This window comes from Nocardia sp. CC213A (assembly GCF_030766805.1).
GTDB classification, from domain to species: Bacteria; Actinomycetota; Actinomycetes; order Mycobacteriales; family Mycobacteriaceae; genus Nocardia; species Nocardia otitidiscaviarum.
This window is the reverse complement of the sequence record NZ_JASFXA010000020.1, coordinates 1-18452: the sequence shown is the minus strand read 5'-3', so window position 1 is coordinate 18452 and position 18452 is coordinate 1. Positions and strand designations below refer to the sequence as shown.

The following is an 18452-nucleotide window of genomic DNA, read 5'->3' as shown; positions in this document are numbered from 1 at the left end:
CGGCGGACCGCAACCATGCCACACCGGGCCGTCGCCGGACAGGCCATGACCACGCTCAGCCGGTACCCGGTCCTGGCGAGCCACAGCTACGGAGGACACTTGTGCGTGTATTGCTCACCGGCGCGGCCGGTTTCATCGGTTCCCACATCCACCGCGCGCTCACCGATGCCGGGCATGAGGTCGTCGCGCTCGACCTGATGCTGCCCGCCGCCCACGGGGCCGAGGCGGTGCCGCCGCGCGGTGTCGAGCGAGCAGATGTGCGCGATCCGGAGGCGCTCGACGCGTGCCTGCGCGGGGTGGACGCGGTGTGTCATCAGGCCGCCGTGGTCGGTGCGGGGGTGAGCGCCCAGGACGCGCCCGCCTACGCCAGTCACAACGATCTCGGCACCGCGGTGCTGCTGGCCGCCATGGACCGGGCGCACTGCCGCCACCTCGTGCTGGCCTCGTCCATGGTGGTGTACGGCGAGGGCAGCTATGTGGACCGCGACGGTGAACGGGTCGAGCCCGCACCGCGCACACGCGCGGATCTGGACGGGGGCCGCTTCGACCACCTCGGCCCGGATGGCGCACCGCTGCACTGGGCTCCGGTCGACGAGGACGCCCCGCTGCGCCCGCGCAGCCTGTACGCCGCGAGCAAACTCGCGCAGGAGCACTATGCCGCCGCCTGGGCCACCGCCACCGGTGCCACCGTGACGGCGCTGCGCTACCACAATGTCTACGGCGACGGCATGCCCAGGGATACACCGTATTCCGGCGTGGCGGCCATCTTCCGCTCCGCCCTGGAGGCGGGCGAGGCGCCCCGCGTCTTCGAAGACGGCCGCCAGGCCCGCGATTTCGTGCACGTCCGTGATATCGCCGCCGCCAATCTGGCCGCCCTCGAACGTCCGCTCGACGCCTTCGTCCCCCTGAACATCGCCTCCGGCCACCCGATCACCATCGGCGAGGTGGCCGCCGTCCTCGCCACCGCCCACGGCGGCAAACCCCCGGTGGTCACCGCCGACTACCGCCCCGGCGACGTCCGCCACATCGTCGCCAGCCCCGCCCGCGCGCACCGCCTCCTCGACTTCACCGCCGCCACCACTCCCACCACCGGCCTCACCGAATTCGCCTCCGCCCCACTGCGACCGGCCCCCGCCTCCGGTGCCCCGACCTGGTAACCGAGCCCCGAACCTCGTGGAGCCGAGTGCCACGGGACAGCTTCTGTGCCGTGCGCGGCGGGCCAGAGCTGTGAGCCGTGCGCTCAGAGGCTCGCCCTTGGCCGTCGGGTTTCGGCCGCGCCCCCGGGGTACTCGCGGGCCGCACTGGACGCGGTTCGCGAGCGGCGCTCCGAGAGGGCTCGGCCTATATCGGCCGGTGTCGCGAACCGCAGGCGGGCGGGAGCGGTGCGGTGCGCCCGCCCGCCGCACTGGGCCGACCTCTCCGCGGTGCCAGCACCGTATGTGATGCAAGCTCGGTCGTTGCGGACGGCCATCGCGGTGGCCCAGGACGCGTCGCTCTACCGTTCACCATTACCGAGCAGTGGCAGGCGGATCTCGAATCGGGCTCCCCGGTCGCGGTTCTCGGCGTGGATCTCGCCGTGGTGGGCCGCCACGAGCCCGGCGGCGATGGCCAGGCCCATGCCGCTGCTGCTGCCCAGTTCGGCCGCGCCGGGGGAGCGGGCGGAGGTGCCGCGGTAGGCGACCTCGAAGATGCGGGGCAGGTCGACGGGGGAGATGCCGGGGCCGGTGTCGTCCACGCGGGTCCAGGCGTGGCCGTCGGCGATGCCCGCCGCGATCTCGATCCGGCCGCCGGGTGGCGTGTGGGCGATGGCATTGGCGACCAGGTTGGTGAGCACCCGGGTGAGGGCGCGGTCGCTGCCCGCCACCGCGATGCGGTGCTCGGGTTGCCGTGCGGTGAGGGCGATTCCGGCGCGCCGGGCGGTCGGCTGGTTGGCGGCCAGCACCTCGTCGATCAACTCGCGCAGGTCCACCGGCTCCAGGGACAGCCGCAGCGCCCCGGCGTTGATCTTCGACATCTCGAACAGGTCGTCGACCATGGCGGAGAGCCGATTGGTCTCACGCACAATGCGTTCGGCGTACGTGCGCACCTCGTCACCCTCGTCGACCACTCCGTCGGCGAGCGCTTCACCCATGGCCCGGATCCCCGCCAGCGGGGTGCGCAGATCATGGCTCACCCACGCGATCAGCTCCCGCCGCGACTGCTCCGCGGCCCGCTCCCGCTCGCGCATCTGCTTCTCCCACACCGTGGCCCGCGCCTGCGCCCGCCCCAGCAGAATGGCCGCGGGCACCGTCACCGCCGTGACCACGCCCAGGACGGTGGTGGTACGGGCCAGCGCGTCGTCGAACATGAGCCCGCTGACCGCGACCACGCCGCTGAGCGTCGCCAGCGTCGGAATCAGCACCAGCACGGCCATACTCGTGGTCATGGCGCGATTGCGGGTGTAGCGCAGCAGCAGCGCGCCGACCACCACCACCGGCAGCGATCCGGCGAGCGCGTAGCCGATGAGGCCGGGGGTGTCAGTCGGCACCGGGCACATCCTCACCGGAATCGGTACGGCCCCAAGCGTATCCGCGCCCCCATACGGTGTCGATGCGATGCGCCGCACCGAGCTTGGCGCGCAGCCGCTTGATGTGCACGGTCACCGTGGACAGGTCGCCGAAGGTCCACCCCCACACCTCCGCGAGCAGTTCGTCGCGGCTGAACACCCGGTGCGGATGGGTCAGCAGGAAGGTGAGCAGATCGAATTCGCGTGCGGTCAACTCCACCGGCATCCCGGCCACCTGCACGGCGCGGGCCGCGGGCCGCAGTTCGACATCCCCGCTGCGCAGCACCTGCCCGGCGCTCGTCGTGGGCCGGGTGCGCCGCAGCACCGAGGCCACCCGCAGCGCGAGTTCGCGGGGGCTGAACGGCTTGGTCACGTAATCGTCTGCCCCGGACTGCAATCCGAGCACCCGGTCGTCCTCCTCGCCGAGCGCGGTGAGCAGTATGATCGGCGTATCCGGATGCGGCCCGCCGCGCACCATGCGCACCAGGTCGATCCCGTCCGGCGGCGGCATCATCACATCGAGAATGGCGAGGTCGATGTCATTGCGCGCCAATACCGCCGCGGTCTGCGGCCCGTCGGCCGTCTCCACGACCTCGAGCCCGTCCCGTTCCAGATAGCGCCGCACCACCTCCCGCACCACGGGATCGTCATCGGCCACCAGAATGCGCATGACAGTCACCAATTCGTGAGTACCAGATGGTTGACGAGCAGTGCCCCGACCGCCTGCACGGCCAGCCACCCCCGCATATCCCGCCGCGGCAGCAGCGCGGTGCCCGCGATCACCCACAGCCCGAACGGCAGCCAGATCCGTTCCGTCTCGGCCTTGCTCAGCCCACTGAGATCGGCCAGCAGCAGCGCCGCCAACCCCGCCGCCGCCATGAGCGCCGCCGGATCGACCACCGCCCGCCACCGCCGCGGCGCCGACCGCGCACCGCCGAGTACGCCCGCCGACCGCCCGCGGGCAGCGGAGCCGCCACGCTTCGCCGCCGACAGCCCGGCCGCGGCCGATTCCGCCTGGCGGAGACCCACCGTCGATGCGCTCGACCGCGACACCGCGCTGTTCGACCGCGGTGTCGCGGCGTTCGCTTCGCCTGCCGCTTCCGGCCCGGGAACGGTAGCGGGACCCCGATCGTCGTGCCGGTGCGGCCCCAGCGGGGACATCTCCTCGCTGTCAGCCTGTTTCGAAGTGGCTTCCGGCGTTCGCCACAGCGTGGACGGACGGAGTTCTCGGGCCACCCGGTGCAGGGCTGCCACCGAAGCCAGCCCGACCGCGCACACCGTGGCCGCGAGATTGCCCCAGACCCAGTACGAGAACGGCCGCTCGCTGGCGATGCCCTGGTAGTACCGTTCCACCACCAGGTGATAACCGTCGAACCACCAGAACCCGGCCGCCGTGAACGCGCCCACCACGAGCAGCATGCCGACCACCACCGGGAGTGCGGGCCGCAGCCCGCGGGCGGCGAGCACCGCCAGCGCGGGCACCGCCATGAGCACCAGGCCGTAGCTGAGGTAGAGCCCGAAGCCGAACAGCAGTCCGGAGCCCAGCGCGGCCGATACCCACCGCTCACCGTGCCGGGTCGCGACCGCGAGCAGTGCCACCGCCCACGCGGTCACCCCCGCGAACAACGCGTCCGCGGATACCGCGATCCAGACGGCGGCCGGGGCGAGCGCCAGGAAGGGCGCCGCCGCGCGGGCGCGTTCCGCCGCGCCCAGCGCCCGCAGCGTGACCAGAATGGCCACGGCCGCACCACAACCGGCCAGCACGCACAGCAGTCCGGCCCATCCGCCGCCGCCCAGTCCGATCCGGTCCAGCAGGACGAAGACGAGCAGCGCCCCCGGCGGATGGCCGGAGACGTGCGTGGTCCAGGAGTCGGGCTGGAAATCCAGGATGCGCGCGGAGAAGCCGCGCAGCATGACCGCGATATCGGTGACCCCGCCGACCTCGTGCAGATACTCGTCGCGGCTGGTGAGGCGTTCGGTCCAGCCGCGCCGCCAGCCGTCCACCAGGGCGAGTGCGCACGCCCACGCGATCGCGGTCAGCCAGGTGGCGGCCAGCAGCCGCCGCCAGGACAGGCGGGCGGCGAGGCCCGGGCCGTACATGATCACCAGCGCCGCGATGGCGACGGCCGGACCGGTGCCCCAGCCGATATGCGGCAGCCATTCGCCGAACAGCGGTGCGGCCCCGGCGTACAGCCGATCCCGCCATGGTTTGCCCATTATTCGCGGAATGGCCACGGCGACGGCGACCAACAGCGCCGCGCCCACGGCCCAGCCGAGATCGGCCCGGCGCGTCGGCTGCCGGTCCGGGGTGATGACGGGAGTGTTCCGCACGCGTCCACCCTAGGCCGCGAGTCGCCCCCGAACCGGTTGATCTGGGCGTTCGCACAGGTCTCGTCATACTTTCGTCATCGGTGTGTTGGGGTTCATCCGGCGCGTGCGGGCCTACGGTCTAGGCGTGACCGAATCGAACGAGGAATCCTGCGTCACGGTGGTGATTCCGTGTCGCGATGAAGCCGGTGCGCTACCCGGCGTACTTTCGGCAATCCCGGCGGGCTATCGGGTGATCGTGGTGGACAACGGTTCCACCGACGACACCGCCGCCGTCGCCCGCACCGCCGGGGCCACCGTCGTCACCGAATCCGTCCCGGGCTACGGCAGCGCCGTGCACGCCGGGGTGCTGTCCGCCCGCACCGATATCGTGGCCGTTCTCGACGGCGACGGTTCCATGGACCCACGCGAGTTGTCCACGCTGGTGGCCGACTTGGCGCCCGAGGTCGATATGGTCGTCGGCCGCCGCCGCCCCGCCGCGCGCGGCGCCTGGCCCTGGCACGCCCGCCTGGGCAATGTGCTGGTGGCCGCCCGCCTGCGCCGCCGCTACGGCCTGCCCGTCCACGATGTGGCGGCCATGCGCGTCGCCCGCCGCGAGCGCCTGCTCGCCCTCGGCCCGCTGCACCCGCGCTCCGGCTACCCGCTGGCACTACTGGTGGCCGCGGCCGGAGCGGGCTGGTCGCTCATCGAACGCGATATCACCTACCGCCCTCGCACCCACGGCGTCTCGAAGGTCTCCGGCTCGGTGCGCGGGACCCTGCGCGCCATCCGCGATTTCTGGAGCGTCCGATGACACCACCCGCACCGTCACACATTCCGCCACGTGCCCCGCGGCGCGGTGCCCGCATCGAACGGCCGCAGGAGGATTCGATGACCGCTCCGACCGCCGGACGACTGGCCGCCACCCTGCTCGTGGTGGCGAAGGCACCCATCGCGGGCTTCGCCAAAACCCGCCTCACCCCGCCTCTCACGCCGCGTGACGGCGCGCGCCTGGCCGCCGCCGCCCTGCTGGACACCCTCGACGCCATGCGCGCCGCACCCGTCCGGCACCGGGTGGTCGCCTGGACGGGAGATCTGTCGGCCGCCGAGTCGGCCGCCGACATCGCCCGCGCCCTCGCCGATTTCACCGTGGTGCCGCAGCGCGGCGACGGCTTCGCCGAACGCCTGGCCCACGCGCACGCCGATGCCGCCCGCTTCGGCCTGCCCATCGTGCAGATCGGCATGGACACCCCGCAGGTCACCCCGGAACTGCTGACCGGCGCGGCGGCCCGGCTCTCCGGCCCCGCCGACGCGGTCTTCGGGCCCGCCACCGACGGCGGCTGGTGGGCGCTGGGCTGGACCGACCCGTGGGCCGCCCCCGCCCTCGCCGAGGTGCCCATGTCCACCGCCCGCACCGGCGAACTGACCCGAGACATGCTGCACCGCAGCCGATACCGCATCCAGGACCTCCCCGTTCTCAATGACGTCGACACCTACGCCGACGCCCTCCAGGTCGCCGCCGAAGCACACGGCCGCTTCGCCACGGCCATGCGCCACCACCGCACGGCCCACCCGGAACTCGTCCCATGAACACCCCGGAACCACCCGACGACCCGGCACCCGGCCTCGATCCACCCGGCCCGAGCGGCGATCCCGCCGAGAGCCGCGACGCGCACGGCCCGACCGGCGGCCCGCCCGACCCGGCTGGCGACGCCGCGCGTGCTGCGGCATCGGCTGCCGGTGCGGATGACGGTGACAGCGCGCCCGCCGCTTCGGCGGAGGCGAGTCCGGTCACGGGAGTGCCGGGGTCGCTGCTGCCCGCCGCCATCGCGCGCCGGGTGTCGCCCGCGCGCGGGCCGGAGGTGGCCGCGCGGGTCGGAATCGCCTTGGGCGCGGCGATACTCGTCTGCTTCGCCACCGGCCTGCTGAGCCACTGGATCCAGCATCCGCCGCACTGGTTCACCTGGCCCGCGTATCCGGTCTGGCTGTACCGGGTCACCCAGGGCGCTCACGTGATATCCGGTGTCGTCGCCCTTCCGCTGCTGCTGGTCAAGCTCTGGTCGGTGTACCCGCGCCTGTTCGCCCGCCCCCTGCTCGGCGACCCGGTGCGCGCCCTGGAACGCGGGTCGATCGCGGTGCTGGTGGGTTCGGTGATCTTCCAGCTCGTCACCGGGCTGTTCAATACCGCGCAGAACTACCCGTGGCGGTTCTTCTTCACCACCACGCACTACGCCATGGCCTACGTCGCCGTGGGTGCGCTCGCCGTACACCTGGCGGTGAAGCTGCCGGTGATCCGCACCGCCCTGCGCCGCCCGGCCGACGACAAAGCGGCTGCGGGCCAGGGCATCTCACGGCGGGCACTGCTGGGTACCGCCGCCGTCGCCGCACTGGCGGCGGGCCTGTCGACGGCGGGCCAGACGGTCCCGTACCTGCGCCGCCTCGCCGTCCTCGCACCGCGCAGCGGCGAAGGTCCCCAAGGTGTTCCGATCAACCGGACCGCCCTGGAGGCGGGAGTGGAGCAGCGCGCCACCGCGGCCGATTACAGCCTCACCGTCGCGGTCGGCGACCGCCGTCGCGCCTTCACCCGGGCCGAACTGGCGGCCTTGCCGCAGCACACGGCCGAGCTGCCGATCACGTGTGTGGAGGGGTGGAGCGCCACCGCCCGCTGGTCCGGAGTGCGCCTGCGCGACCTGCTCGCGACCGTCGGCGAATACCGCGGCGGCAGTGTGCGATTCACCTCGCTGGAGGACAGCGGCATCTACCGTGTGTCGGTGCTGCCGCGCCCGCACGCCGTCGCCGCCGACACCCTCGTCGCCCTCCGCATCGGCGACGCCGACCTGAATCTCGACCACGGCTACCCGTGCCGCCTCATCGCCCCCAACCGCCCCGGCGTCCTCCAGACCAAATGGCTGTCCCGCATCGAGGTGCTGCCGTGACCGCGATCCGCGTCGTGCTCGTGCTGCTCGGCCTGTGGCTGGCGGCCCTGGGTGTCACCGACCTGCTGGCGATGAGCCGCACCGACCTCATCTCGATCGTATTCTGGTTCGCGGGCGGCATTCTCGTCCACGACGCGGTCTTCGCGCCACTGTGCGCGGCGATCGGCACCACGGCCCGCCGGGTGCTGCCGCCGCGCGTCTGGGCTCCGGCCGCGTGCGGCGCGGTCGCCACCGTCTCCCTGCTGCTCATCGCCGTGCCGGTCCTCGCACCCGGCGGCGCCAACGCCGACAATCCCACCATTCGCGACCGGCCCTATCTGCTCGGGCTGACCCTCGCCCTCGTCACGGTCTGGACCCTGGTCGCCCTGGCCACGGTCATCGCCCACCGCGGCCACACCCATCGCGGCACTCCCGAAAGGTAGTCGTACATGCCCGATTTCAGCGACCTGCGCGCCCTGTTCATCAACTGCACGCTGAAACGCTCCCCGGAACGCAGCAATACGCAGGGGCTCATCGACCTGTCGGCGCACATCATGGCGAAGAACGGGGTCAGCGTCTCCCACATCCGCGCCGTCGACCACGATATCGCCACCGGCGTCTGGCCGGATATGACCGAGCACGGCTGGGCGACCGACGCCTGGCCCGACCTGCAACGGCAGGTCATGGACGCTCATATTCTGGTGCTCGCGGGGCCGATCTGGTTGGGCGACAACAGTTCCGTCATGAAGCAGGTGATCGAGCGGCTCTACGCCAACTCCAGCGTGCTCAATGACGCCGGACAGTACGCCTACTACGGGCGGGTGGGCGGCTGCCTCATCACCGGCAACGAGGACGGCATCAAGCATTGCGCCATGAACGTGCTCTACAGCCTCCAGCACATCGGCTACAGCATCCCGCCGCAGGCCGACGCGGGCTGGATCGGCGAAGCCGGACCCGGACCGTCCTACCTGGACCCGGGGTCCGGCGGCCCGGACAACGACTTCACCAACCGCAACACCACCTTCATGACCTGGAATCTCATGCACCTGGCCCGGATTCTGGTGGACGCGGGCGGTTTCCCGGCGCACGGCAACCAGCGCAGCGAATGGGATGCGGGCTGCCGCTTCGACTTCGAGAATCCCGAGTACCGCTGATCCCCGCATATCGCTGAGCGGTCACCGCTTCCGTCAGTGGCCGCCGTGACGGGGTGGCGGCGTCGCGGCGGACCCGCCCGGTTCGACCACCACGAACTGCCCCATCATGCCCAGATCCTCGTGCCAGAGCAGATGGCAGTGGTACATGTAGGGCGTATCCGGATCGGCGGGCCCGTTGAAGCGCAGGGCGAGGCGTACGGTCGCACCCGGCGCGATGTACACCGTGTCCTTCGGCCCGCGCAGGGCTGCGGGCGGTGGTGAACCGTCCACCGTCAGCACCCGGAACTGCACATCGTGCACATGAAAGTTGTGCGGCATGCCGTCGGCATTGCGCACCGCCCAGATCTCGGTGGTGCCTCGGGTCACGGTCTCGTCGATGCGGTTCATATCCATGGGCCGACCGTTGATCTGCGCGAAGCGGATATCGAACGTGCGCTCCCGCACGGCATTCGAGCCGTCGGGTGTGGCCGCGGGCACCAGTGCGGCAGGCAACCCGGGTGCGGGGCGCAGGGTTTCGGCGGCCCGCAATTGGAGGATGTCGAAACGGTCGTCACCGCCCGCGAAGCGGCGACCGAAGAAGTCCAACCCGGCGTCGAGCGGATAGCCCCGCAGCACCACTCTCTCCCCAGGCCGCATCCGCACCACGATCTCGGCCCGCTCAGCCGGCGACAGCTGGACGCGGTCCAATTCGACCGGCCGTTCCAGAAGTCCGCCGTCGGTGCCGACCAGCGCGAACCGCCGGTCGTCGGCGAAACCGAAGTTGTAGATGCGCGCCGTGGAGGCATTGAGCAGGCGCAACCGGATCAGCTCGTCATCCACCTCCCGATACGGCGACAGCGTGCCGTTGACCATGATCCGGTCCCCGAGAAATCCGATATCCCGGAACATCTCGTGTGTTCCACTCAGCTCGCCACCACGAAAACGCACGTCCTGCAAGATGATCGGCAGATCGTTCACCCCGTATTCGTGCGGCAACGCCAACCCGTCGGCGGCGTCGTCGGCGAGCAGGAACATGCCCGCCAGCCCGCGCCGCACATGGGATTCGGTCTCCCCGTGCGGATGCGGGTGGTACCAGAGCGTCGCCGCGGGCTGATCGACCAGCCAGTGTGGTGTCCAGGTGGCCCCGGCCGCCACCGGCTGATGCGGCCCGCCGTCCATCTCCGCCGGCAGATGCATGCCGTGCCAATGCACCGACGACGCCTCCGGCAGCGCGTTGCGCACGGTCACCCGCACCTGTTCGCCACGGCGCGCCCGCAGCGTCGGACCGAGGTGATCGCCATTGAAACCCCAGGTCGGCGTGACCACGCCCGGTTCGAATTCCCGCTGCCCCGAGCGCATCTCGAGCTCGAATACGCGCGTGCCGTCGGCCTCCACCCGGGACGGCGCGAGCGGCGGTATCGCCAACTCGCGGTCGAAATCCACCGTGCCGACGGTGGAGATGTCCGCCGTCATATACACGCGGGCGAACCCGCCCGCGAGCGCCAGCATGATGACCACGAGAACCGCCGCACCGCCGACGAGTATCCGCCGCATGCGCGGCCTGCGTACCGAAGACATCCCTCGACGCTAGAAAACAGCAGGTCGACGCCACATCCGGCAAGGCCCGGAGATCGCCCCCGACCACACCCTGAAATCACGCGCCGCGCCCGCGGGTCACCGGGCGTCAGCATGCGGATGGCTCTACTCTCGCCGGGTGAGCAGTGCGCATCCCACCGAGGCCGCCGACGGCGGACAGCTACGCGTCTCCACCCTGGAGCTGTTCTTCGACCTGGTCTTCGTCTTCACCATCATCCAGCTCTCGCACGTCTACACCCACCACCCGGGCTGGGTGGAATTCGGCCAGGTGGCCCTGATGTTCGGCGTCATCTGGTGGATGTACTCCGGGTACGTGTGGCTCACCAACGAGGTCGCGCCGAGCACCTCGGTGCGGCGCACCTGGCTCATGGTGGGCATGTTCGGCTTCCTCGTCATCGCTCTCGCCGTCCCCGACGCGTTCCACGGCTCCGGACTGGCCTTCGGTCTGGGCTATCTGCTCGTCAATACGGTGCACACGGGGCTGTTCTATTCGAACGGGGGCGCGTCGGTCACCCCGGCGGTGGTGCGGTTGGCCGTGTTCAACGGCCTGTCGGCCGGACTCGTGCTGGCGGGCGGGCTGACGCACGGCTGGCCGCGTTACGCGCTGTGGGCGCTGGCGGTGGTGGTGCAGATCGTCACGCCGTACCTCATCGATACGAGTGGATTCGTCATCCGGGCCAGCCACTTCTGCGAGCGACACGGACTGGTGGTGATCATCGCCATCGGTGAGTCCATCCTCGCGGTGGGTTCGGGCCTGGCCGGGCTGGACCTGACCTTCGGACTGGCCGGAATGGTCGCGCTCGCACTGACTCTCGCGTACGTGCTGTGGTGGGCCTTCTTCGGGTTCGACGACGAGCGCGGAGAACAGGTGCTGGGCGCCCTGCCCGCGGCCGAACGGCCCCGGATCGCGGTGCTGGCCTACGGTTACGCGCTGACTCCGCTCGTGATCGGCATCGTGATGACCGCCGCCGGACTGCAATTGAGCATCGCCGAAGGCAATGAGCGGCTGCCCGCCGCGGCGGCGCTGGCGCTGTCGGGCGGGGTGGCGCTGTTCTTCGTGGGGCAGTGGGCGTTTCGACTGGTGCTCGGACTGCCGCGGCCGTGGTGGCGACTGCTGGCGGCGTTGGCCACGGTGGCGACCGCGGGCATTGGGGTGGTCTGGGTGGCGTGGGGGCAGCTCGCCGTGCTGATCCTGGTCGCCTACGGTTTCGTCATCGCCGACGACATCGTCGGCGTGCGCGGCGGTGAGCACAGTCGCTACCTGCCGTCCAGCCCCCAAAAGTAGTGAAACGCTTCAGCTTCTAACCGGCGTCGGGGTGGGTTATGGTCGGCCCGGTACGACCTTCGGGGTGTCGGGTCACCGGGCATCTCGTCCCGCCGCACGCCACCGCGCGCAGGGCGTCGCGGCACGCGCGGTCGGTCGCCGATGCGGGGCGGCCGGCCGCGCCCCCACTTCGGATCACCCGCTTCTACGGTTCAATCCCGCTGCGGCACAGCGCATCCGTCGGGACCGCAGGCATCCGCGCCGTCCAGAACCTCCAGTTGTGGCTGGCGCTCGCTCCACGCCCGCTCCAGCGCCTGTGTGAACACCTCGGGCGGCTGGGCGCCCGATACGCCGTAGGTGCGGTCGAAGACGAAGAACGGCACGCCGCGCGCACCCAGCCGGGCCGCCTCGGCCTCATCGGCGCGCACCGCCTCGGCGTACGCGTCCGGGTCGGCGAGTACCGCGCGCACCCGGTCCTCGTCGAAACCCGCGCCCACCGCCACCGACACCAGGCGCTCGGTATCGCCGAACAGCGGCCGCGCATCCGCGAAATTGGCCTCGTAGAGCGCGTCCAGCAGGGCTTCCTGCCGTCCCTGCGCCAGCGCGAAGTGCAGCAGCCGGTGCATATCGAAGCTGTTGCCGAAATCGCGCCCCTCGGTCCGATAGGTCAACCCCACCGCCTCGGCCTGCGTTCCGATGCCGCGCTCATTGGCCGCGGCCTGTGCCTCGCTGATTCCGTACTTCTTCGCGATATACGGAATCACCGCATCGCTGTGCCCGCTGTCCAGGGTGGGGTCCAGTTCGAAGGACCGGTGCACCACCCGTACCTGGTCGCGATGCGGGAAGTCGTGCAGTGCCTCCTCGAACCGCCGCTTGCCCAGATAGCAGAACGGGCAGTTGATATCGGTCCAGACCTCGACCTGTACGGCCATCACACCTCATTCCAACGATTCGGCGCGGACGCCGATCACCGCCCGCGAGTGCCGCGGCACCGCTCTGGTGCAACCGGGTGACCAGCGCGAATGTTCCATGGTCCGCATCACTCCGGCACCCGCGCCCGGCCTCGCCGTTGAAGTGATGTGGAACACAGCATCGGACTGTCACGTTCTCGGCGGCTGCCCTGTCCCATGGTCGACAGCGAAGAACGAGTACGTGTGAGGCAGATATGAACCACGACGAGATCCACGAGGTCGTCATTCTGGGAGCGGGCTACACCGGCATGCTCACCGCCGCCCGGCTGGCGCGGCGCACACGACGGCTGCCGATGCGAATCACGCTCGTCAACCCGTCGGCGCGCTTCACCGAGCGCCTGCGCATGCACCAGGTCGCCGCCGGCCAGGAATTGGCGCACCACTCGATTCCCACGGTGCTCGACGGCTCCGGCGTGGTGTTCCGGCAGGCCGCCGCGACCGCCATCGATCCGACCGCGCGGACGGTCGCCCTCGACGACGGCACCACCCTCGGCTATGACACCCTCGTCTACGCCCTGGGCAGCAGCACCGACACCGCGCTGGTGCCGGGCGCCGACGAACACGCGTGGACCCTCGACGATCCCCGTCGGGCGCACCGGTTCTCCCGGCGCCTCGCGGAGGTGGCCGCGACCGGTGGCACCGTGACCGTCTGCGGCGGCGGGCTCACCGGAATCGAGGCGGCCACCGAGATCGCGGAAAGCCACCCCGGGCTCACCGTCACCCTGGTGACCGACGGCCGACCCGGATCGATGATGGGGGAGCGGGCACGGGCCCACCTCGAGCGCGCCATGGACCGGCTCGGCATCGTCCGCCGGGTGGGCGTGCGGGCCACCAAGGTGCTGCCCGAGGCGGTATGCCTGGACACCGGCGAACACCTCGGCTCCGACCTCACCCTGTGGACCACCGGTGTCCGGGTTCCGCCGCTGGCCGCCCGCGCGGGCGTCGAGACCGACGCCCGCGGGCGCATCGTCACCGACGCCACCCTGCGCTCGGTCTCCCATCCGGAGATCCACGCCGTCGGTGACGCGGCCGCGGTCCGCATGCCCTGGGGCATACTGCACGGCACCTGCCAGAGCGGTATGCCCACCGCCGCCTACACCGCCGATGCCATCACGCGGCTGCTGCGGGCGAAGCCGCTGCGGCACTTCCGGTTCGGCTACTTCCACCAGCCGCTCAGCCTGGGCCGCGAGGACGCGGTCATCCAGTTCGTCCGGGCCGACGACACCCCCGGACGCTGGTACCTGCGCGGCCGGGCGGCGGTGTTCTACAAGGACAGCGTGAGCAGCAGCCCGATTCCACTCATCACGATGAGCAAGCGCCTGCCGGTCGCGGTGAAACTGTCCCGAGGCGTGCGCGCCGGGTGAGGATGTGGACCATGTGGGACGAGACACCCGACACGGCGGCCGCCGACCCCTTCGTCGAGCACCGCCGTTTGCTGTTCGGCACCGCCTACCGGATGCTCGGCAGCGTCGCCGACGCCGAGGACATCCTGCAGGACGCCTGGCTGAAATGGCATGCGGTGGATCGAGATTCGGTCGAACATCCGAAGTCCTACCTGGTGCGGGCCGTCACCAACCTGTCGCTGAACCGGCTCACCTCCGCTCGCGCCACCCGCGAGACCTATATCGGCCCGTGGCTGCCCGAACCCCTGCTCACCGGCCCGGATTCGGCCGCCGAGGAGACCGAGACGGCCGACAGCGTATCGACGGCCATGCTGGTGGTCCTGGAGACGCTCAGCCCGGTCGAGCGCGCGGTCTTCGTGCTGCGCGAGGTGTTCGGCTACTCGCACGGCGAGATCGCCGGATTCCTGGATCGGCCGGAGGCCACTGTCCGCCAGATCGGGCACCGGGCGCGCGGGCACGTTCGATCCCGCCGCTCCCGCTTCGACACCGATACCGCGGCGCGCTCCCGGGTCACCGACCGCTTCCTGGCGGCCTGCCGCGGCGGCGACGTCAATGCGCTCATGGAACTGCTGGCCCCGGAGGTCACCCTGTGGAACGACGGCGGCGGCAAGGTCACCGCCGCGCGCCGGCCGCTGCACGGACCCGACCACGTCGCCCGCTGGCTACTGGGCGTCCTGGCCAAACCCGTACTCACCGGCATCACCCTCGAAACCCTGGTCGTCAACGGTGAACTGAGCATTGTCGGCAGGCTCGGTGACCATCCGGTGGGCGTCATCACCTTCGACATCCTCGACGGGCACATCCTGCACCTGCGCTTCCAGGTCAACCCCGACAAACTCGCTGGTCTCCGTCCGGCCGGCGGGGTTCGCTAGCGGCGGCGACCCGGCGCGATCACGCATCGGGAAGAATGGATGCCCGTGAGCGCCGCAGAACTCGCCGTGGAACCCCTGTCCGCCGCCCGGCGACTGCTCGGTGCGACGCTGTGGTCCGGTCCGGTGGCCCTGCGCCTGGTCGAGGTCGAGGCCTACGGCAGCGACCCGTCCGGACCGTGGCCCGACCCGGCCGCACATTCGTATCCCGGGCCCACCCCGCGCAACACCATCATGTTCGGACCGGCCGGAATGCTGTATGTCTATCTCAGCTACGGCATGCACACCTGCGTGAACGTCACCACCGGTCCGGACGGCACGGCCAGCGCCGTCCTGCTGCGCGCCGGTGAGATCACCGCCGGACACGAGCAGGCGCGGGCCCGCCGCCCCGCCGCCCGCACCGACGCCGCCCTGGCGCGCGGTCCCGGCAACCTCGGCAGCGCGCTCGGAATCGCCTTGGCCGACTACGGAACTCCGCTCTTCGATCCCGCGTCGTCGATCCGTCTCGAACTCGGCCCGGAACTTACCGACCCCTCCGTCATCGGCGTCGGCCCGCGGGTCGGCGTCAGTGTCGCCGCCGATCAGCCGTGGCGGCTGTGGCTGCGCGACTCCCCGGCGGTCTCGGCCTACCGGCGCAGCCCGCGCGCTCCGCGACTCGACCGCCCGGCCTGATCGCGCGCCGAACCCGAGAGGTTTCGCCCCCGATACGGTGACGTACGGACTACCGTGGAATCGAACCCACACCCCACAGGCGGTTCCATGTTCGAACGATTCAGTGACAACACCCGCCGCGTCATCGTGCTGTCCCAGGAGGAAGCCCGGCTGCTCGGGCACAACTACATCGGCACCGAGCACATCCTGCTCGGTTTGACGGCCGAGCCGGACGGGACCACCGCAGCGCTGCTCGCCGACCTCGGCGTCGAACTTCCCGCCCTGCGCGAACGCGTCGCGACCTTGATCGGCACCTCCGAGGACGAGCCCAGCGGCCACATTCCCTTCACGCCGCGCGCCAAGAAGGTGCTGGAGCTGTCGCTGCGTGAGGCATTGCTGCTGCGCCACAGCACCATCGCCCCCGAACATCTGCTGCTCGCCCTCGTCCGGGAGGGGGAGGGCGTCGCCGCGCAGATCCTCGTCGCGGTGGGCGCCGACGCCGACCGGGTGCGCAAGGCGGTACTCGCGCACTTCGGCGGTGCCGGACCCGCCCCCCGCGAGCTGCCGCCGCCCGCCGAACGGGAACTGCGACAGCGGATCACGGCACTGGAGAGCCGCGTCGCCGATTTGGAGCGGCGACTCGGCGACACCTCATCCGGTGATGCCGGAGCCTGAGGCGGCCGCTTCCCGAGCCGGGGCCATCCGCACCACCCACCGCACACCGGTACTCCCGGTAGATGACCGTCACCGACGCGGTGCCGCGATCGATGTGCTGGCGGGCTTCCGACAGCACTTCCGCGTCCGGTCCCGGCGGCACCTCGACATACACCCGCGTGAACAGCTCCCACAGCTGCTCCGCCGACACCTCGGCCCCGCTGTCGTCGCCGTGCCGCCGCACATGTCTCGCGACATCGATTCCGTCTCCTGACGGGTACGCCCCGGAAACTCGCTGGCCGTCCCCGCCGCCGTCGCGCACACTCGGCGGCGGACCCCGACCGGCATGCGCACGCCCGGGGCCGATTCCGGAATGGCAGACCTCTGCGCAGGTCTCCGGTATCCGTGCGGAAAGATGGGGTGGCGTGAGCGGCGACATCATCGATGAACTGACCTGGCGCGGACTGATCGCACAGTCCACCGACCTGGACGCCCTGCGTGCGGACCTGGCGAAGGGCCCGCTGACCCTCTATGCCGGATTCGACCCGACCGCGGCCTCCCTGCACGCCGGGCACCTGGTCCCGCTGCTGACCCTGAAGCGCTTCCAGCAGGCCGGGCACCGCCCGATCGTGCTGGCGGGCGGTGCCACCGGGCTGATCGGCGACCCCCGCGATGTCGGCGAGCGCACCATGAACTCGACCGACACCGTGGCCGAGTGGGCCGGCCGCATCCGCTCCCAGCTGGAGCGCTTCGTCGATCTCGACGATTCGCCCACCGGTGCCATAATCGCCAACAACATGGACTGGACCGGCCCGCTGAGCGCCGTCGCCTTCCTGCGCGATATCGGCAAGCACTTCTCGATCAACGTCATGCTCGCCCGCGATACCGTCAAGCGGCGGCTCGAATCCGACGGCATGTCCTACACCGAGTTCAGCTACATGCTGCTGCAGGCCAACGACTTCGTGCAGCTGCGCCGCAACTACGGCTGCCGCCTGCAGGTCGGCGGCTCCGATCAGTGGGGCAACATCATCGCGGGCGTGGAGCTCAACCGCCGCGTGGACAGCGAATCCGTCCATGCCCTGACCACCCCGCTGGTCACCTCGGCCGACGGCAAGAAGTTCGGCAAGTCGACCGGCGGTGGCAGCCTGTGGCTGGATCCGGAGATGACCAGCCCGTACGCCTGGTACCAGTACTTCGTCAACACCGCCGACGCCGATGTGGTGCGCTACCTGCGCTGGTTCACCTTTCTCACCAAGGAGGAGTTGGACGAGCTGGAGCAGGCCACGGTCGAGCGCCCGCACGCCCGCGAGGCGCAGCGTCGCCTGGCCGCGGAGATGACCACGCTGGTGCACGGCGCGGAGCACACGCGCGCCGTCCAGCTCGCCAGCCAGGCCCTGTTCGGTCGCGGCGAACTGCGTGAACTCGACGAGTCCACGCTGGCCGCGGCGCTGACCGAGGCAGCGGTCGAGGGCAAGGTCGCCGAGACAGACGGCACCGCCACCATCGTGGACCTGCTGGTCGCCTCCGGCCTGTGCGAGAGCCGCGGCGCGGCGCGGCGCGCGGTCAACGAGGGCGGAGCGTCGGTGAACAACGAGCGCGTCGCCGATCTGGAGTGGACGCCGGCGGCGGGCGACTATCTGCATGGACGCTGGCTGGTGCTCCGGCGCGGCAAGAAGAACTTCGCGGGAGTCCGTCGAGCGGGCTGAACGAAGGGGGTGGGACGCGGTCCCGCCCCCTTCTCCGTTATGCGCGGAAGAGATCGCCGAGAGCTGGGTCACAAAGTCGTGGTCCCACCCGGCGATCTTGTCGTTTCGAGGCCCTGCGACCTGCGTAAACACGTTCGTGACCAGGGGATTTGACGTTCCGTTTCCCGCCACGTAACTTATTCCAGGTCAGAGCGACACGGACACCGACCGGGACCGAAACCCCAGCTCAGAGCAGGGATTACGGGATCGGAGAACGAGGTTGGACGAGGAGCGCCTGACGTGAACACCCAGTTCGAAACGAGAACTTGACTCCGAGGAGTCGGACCGTTAGGCTGGAAAAGTTGCCTCGCTGGACAATCGATCAGATCGGTTCGATGGTGTGTGCGTGTGTTCTTTGAGAACTCAATAGTGTGTCGATGAATGTCAGTGCCAAATATT

The 18452-nt window shown here is 70.6% G+C and carries 16 protein-coding genes and 1 pseudogene; 12 read left to right on the top strand and 5 right to left on the bottom strand.

Features of this window, described 5'->3' with window-relative positions; translation table 11 throughout:
* Positions 1–101: 101 nt before the first annotated feature.
* Positions 102–1157, top strand: a complete 1056-nt coding sequence (locus QJS31_RS29365; RefSeq protein WP_306358242.1) for an NAD(P)-dependent oxidoreductase — start codon at positions 102–104, stop codon at positions 1155–1157.
* Positions 1158–1495: 338 nt separating this feature from the next.
* Here the strand turns inward: QJS31_RS29365 and QJS31_RS29360 are convergent, their stop codons facing one another.
* Genes QJS31_RS29360 through QJS31_RS29350 form a run of 3 tightly spaced genes read right to left on the bottom strand, consistent with a single transcriptional unit; the run spans position 1496 to position 4876 of the window.
* The gene (locus QJS31_RS29360; RefSeq protein ID WP_306358241.1) at positions 1496–2527 is read right to left on the bottom strand and encodes a sensor histidine kinase KdpD; all 1032 of its coding nucleotides are present in this window, start codon (positions 2525–2527) and stop codon (positions 1496–1498) included.
* Positions 2517–3215, bottom strand: coding sequence for a response regulator transcription factor (locus QJS31_RS29355; RefSeq protein WP_282784542.1), 699 nt, complete (start codon positions 3213–3215; stop codon positions 2517–2519). The genes QJS31_RS29360 and QJS31_RS29355 overlap by 11 nt, the downstream gene beginning before the upstream one ends.
* 5 nt (positions 3216–3220) lie before the next feature.
* Positions 3221–4876: a hypothetical protein gene (locus QJS31_RS29350; RefSeq protein ID WP_306358240.1), complete on the bottom strand. Its 1656-nt coding sequence runs from the start codon at positions 4874–4876 to the stop codon at positions 3221–3223.
* A gap of 124 nt (positions 4877–5000) precedes the next feature.
* Here QJS31_RS29350 and QJS31_RS29345 point away from each other — a divergent pair, with 124 nt between their 5' ends.
* The 5 genes from QJS31_RS29345 (at position 5001) to QJS31_RS29325 (ending at position 8921) form a co-directional block, all read left to right on the top strand.
* Complete coding sequence (locus tag QJS31_RS29345; RefSeq protein ID WP_306358239.1) at positions 5001–5666, top strand: glycosyltransferase family 2 protein; 666 nt, start codon at positions 5001–5003, stop codon at positions 5664–5666.
* A gap of 77 nt (positions 5667–5743) precedes the next feature.
* Positions 5744–6442, top strand: a complete 699-nt coding sequence (locus QJS31_RS29340; RefSeq protein ID WP_306358238.1) for a DUF2064 domain-containing protein — start codon at positions 5744–5746, stop codon at positions 6440–6442.
* Positions 6439–7788 (top strand): molybdopterin-dependent oxidoreductase, encoded by a 1350-nt coding sequence (locus tag QJS31_RS29335; RefSeq protein ID WP_306358237.1) that lies wholly within the window; start codon positions 6439–6441, stop codon positions 7786–7788. The genes QJS31_RS29340 and QJS31_RS29335 overlap by 4 nt, the downstream gene beginning before the upstream one ends.
* The gene (locus tag QJS31_RS29330; RefSeq protein WP_306358236.1) at positions 7785–8210 is read left to right on the top strand and encodes a hypothetical protein; all 426 of its coding nucleotides are present in this window, start codon (positions 7785–7787) and stop codon (positions 8208–8210) included. The genes QJS31_RS29335 and QJS31_RS29330 overlap by 4 nt, the downstream gene beginning before the upstream one ends.
* Before the next feature lie 6 nt (positions 8211–8216).
* Positions 8217–8921, top strand: coding sequence for a flavodoxin family protein (locus QJS31_RS29325; RefSeq protein ID WP_282785861.1), 705 nt, complete (start codon positions 8217–8219; stop codon positions 8919–8921).
* A gap of 33 nt (positions 8922–8954) precedes the next feature.
* On the opposite strand, the gene QJS31_RS29320 is transcribed toward QJS31_RS29325, so the two are convergent.
* The gene (locus QJS31_RS29320; protein ID WP_306358235.1) at positions 8955–10478 is read right to left on the bottom strand and encodes a multicopper oxidase family protein; all 1524 of its coding nucleotides are present in this window, start codon (positions 10476–10478) and stop codon (positions 8955–8957) included.
* A 136-nt stretch (positions 10479–10614) separates the two neighbouring features.
* On the opposite strand from QJS31_RS29320, the gene QJS31_RS29315 reads away from it, so the two are divergent.
* Entirely contained in the window at positions 10615–11781 is a 1167-nt protein-coding gene (locus QJS31_RS29315; protein WP_306358234.1) for a low temperature requirement protein A, read from the top strand.
* Positions 11782–11972: 191 nt separating this feature from the next.
* Here the strand turns inward: QJS31_RS29315 and QJS31_RS29310 are convergent, their stop codons facing one another.
* On the bottom strand, positions 11973–12692 hold the full coding sequence (locus QJS31_RS29310) for a DsbA family oxidoreductase (protein ID WP_282785558.1): 720 nt from the start codon (positions 12690–12692) through the stop codon (positions 11973–11975).
* A gap of 233 nt (positions 12693–12925) precedes the next feature.
* On the opposite strand from QJS31_RS29310, the gene QJS31_RS29305 reads away from it, so the two are divergent.
* The 5 genes and pseudogenes from QJS31_RS29305 to tyrS all read left to right on the top strand — a co-directional run bounded on the left by QJS31_RS29305 (position 12926) and on the right by tyrS (position 18014).
* Positions 12926–14095, top strand: a complete 1170-nt coding sequence (locus QJS31_RS29305; RefSeq protein WP_306358233.1) for an NAD(P)/FAD-dependent oxidoreductase — start codon at positions 12926–12928, stop codon at positions 14093–14095.
* A gap of 11 nt (positions 14096–14106) precedes the next feature.
* Positions 14107–15006 (top strand): RNA polymerase sigma-70 factor, encoded by a 900-nt coding sequence (locus tag QJS31_RS29300; protein ID WP_306358232.1) that lies wholly within the window; start codon positions 14107–14109, stop codon positions 15004–15006.
* Between the two features lie 45 nt (positions 15007–15051).
* The gene (locus tag QJS31_RS29295) at positions 15052–15675 is read left to right on the top strand and encodes a DNA-3-methyladenine glycosylase (RefSeq protein ID WP_372341832.1); all 624 of its coding nucleotides are present in this window, start codon (positions 15052–15054) and stop codon (positions 15673–15675) included.
* 87 nt (positions 15676–15762) lie between these two features.
* A pseudogene (locus QJS31_RS29290) lies at positions 15763–16215 on the top strand (Clp protease N-terminal domain-containing protein); the annotation flags it as partial.
* A 518-nt stretch (positions 16216–16733) separates the two neighbouring features.
* Positions 16734–18014 (top strand): tyrosine--tRNA ligase, encoded by a 1281-nt coding sequence (gene tyrS, locus QJS31_RS29285; RefSeq protein WP_282785562.1) that lies wholly within the window; start codon positions 16734–16736, stop codon positions 18012–18014.
* Positions 18015–18452 lie beyond the last annotated feature (438 nt).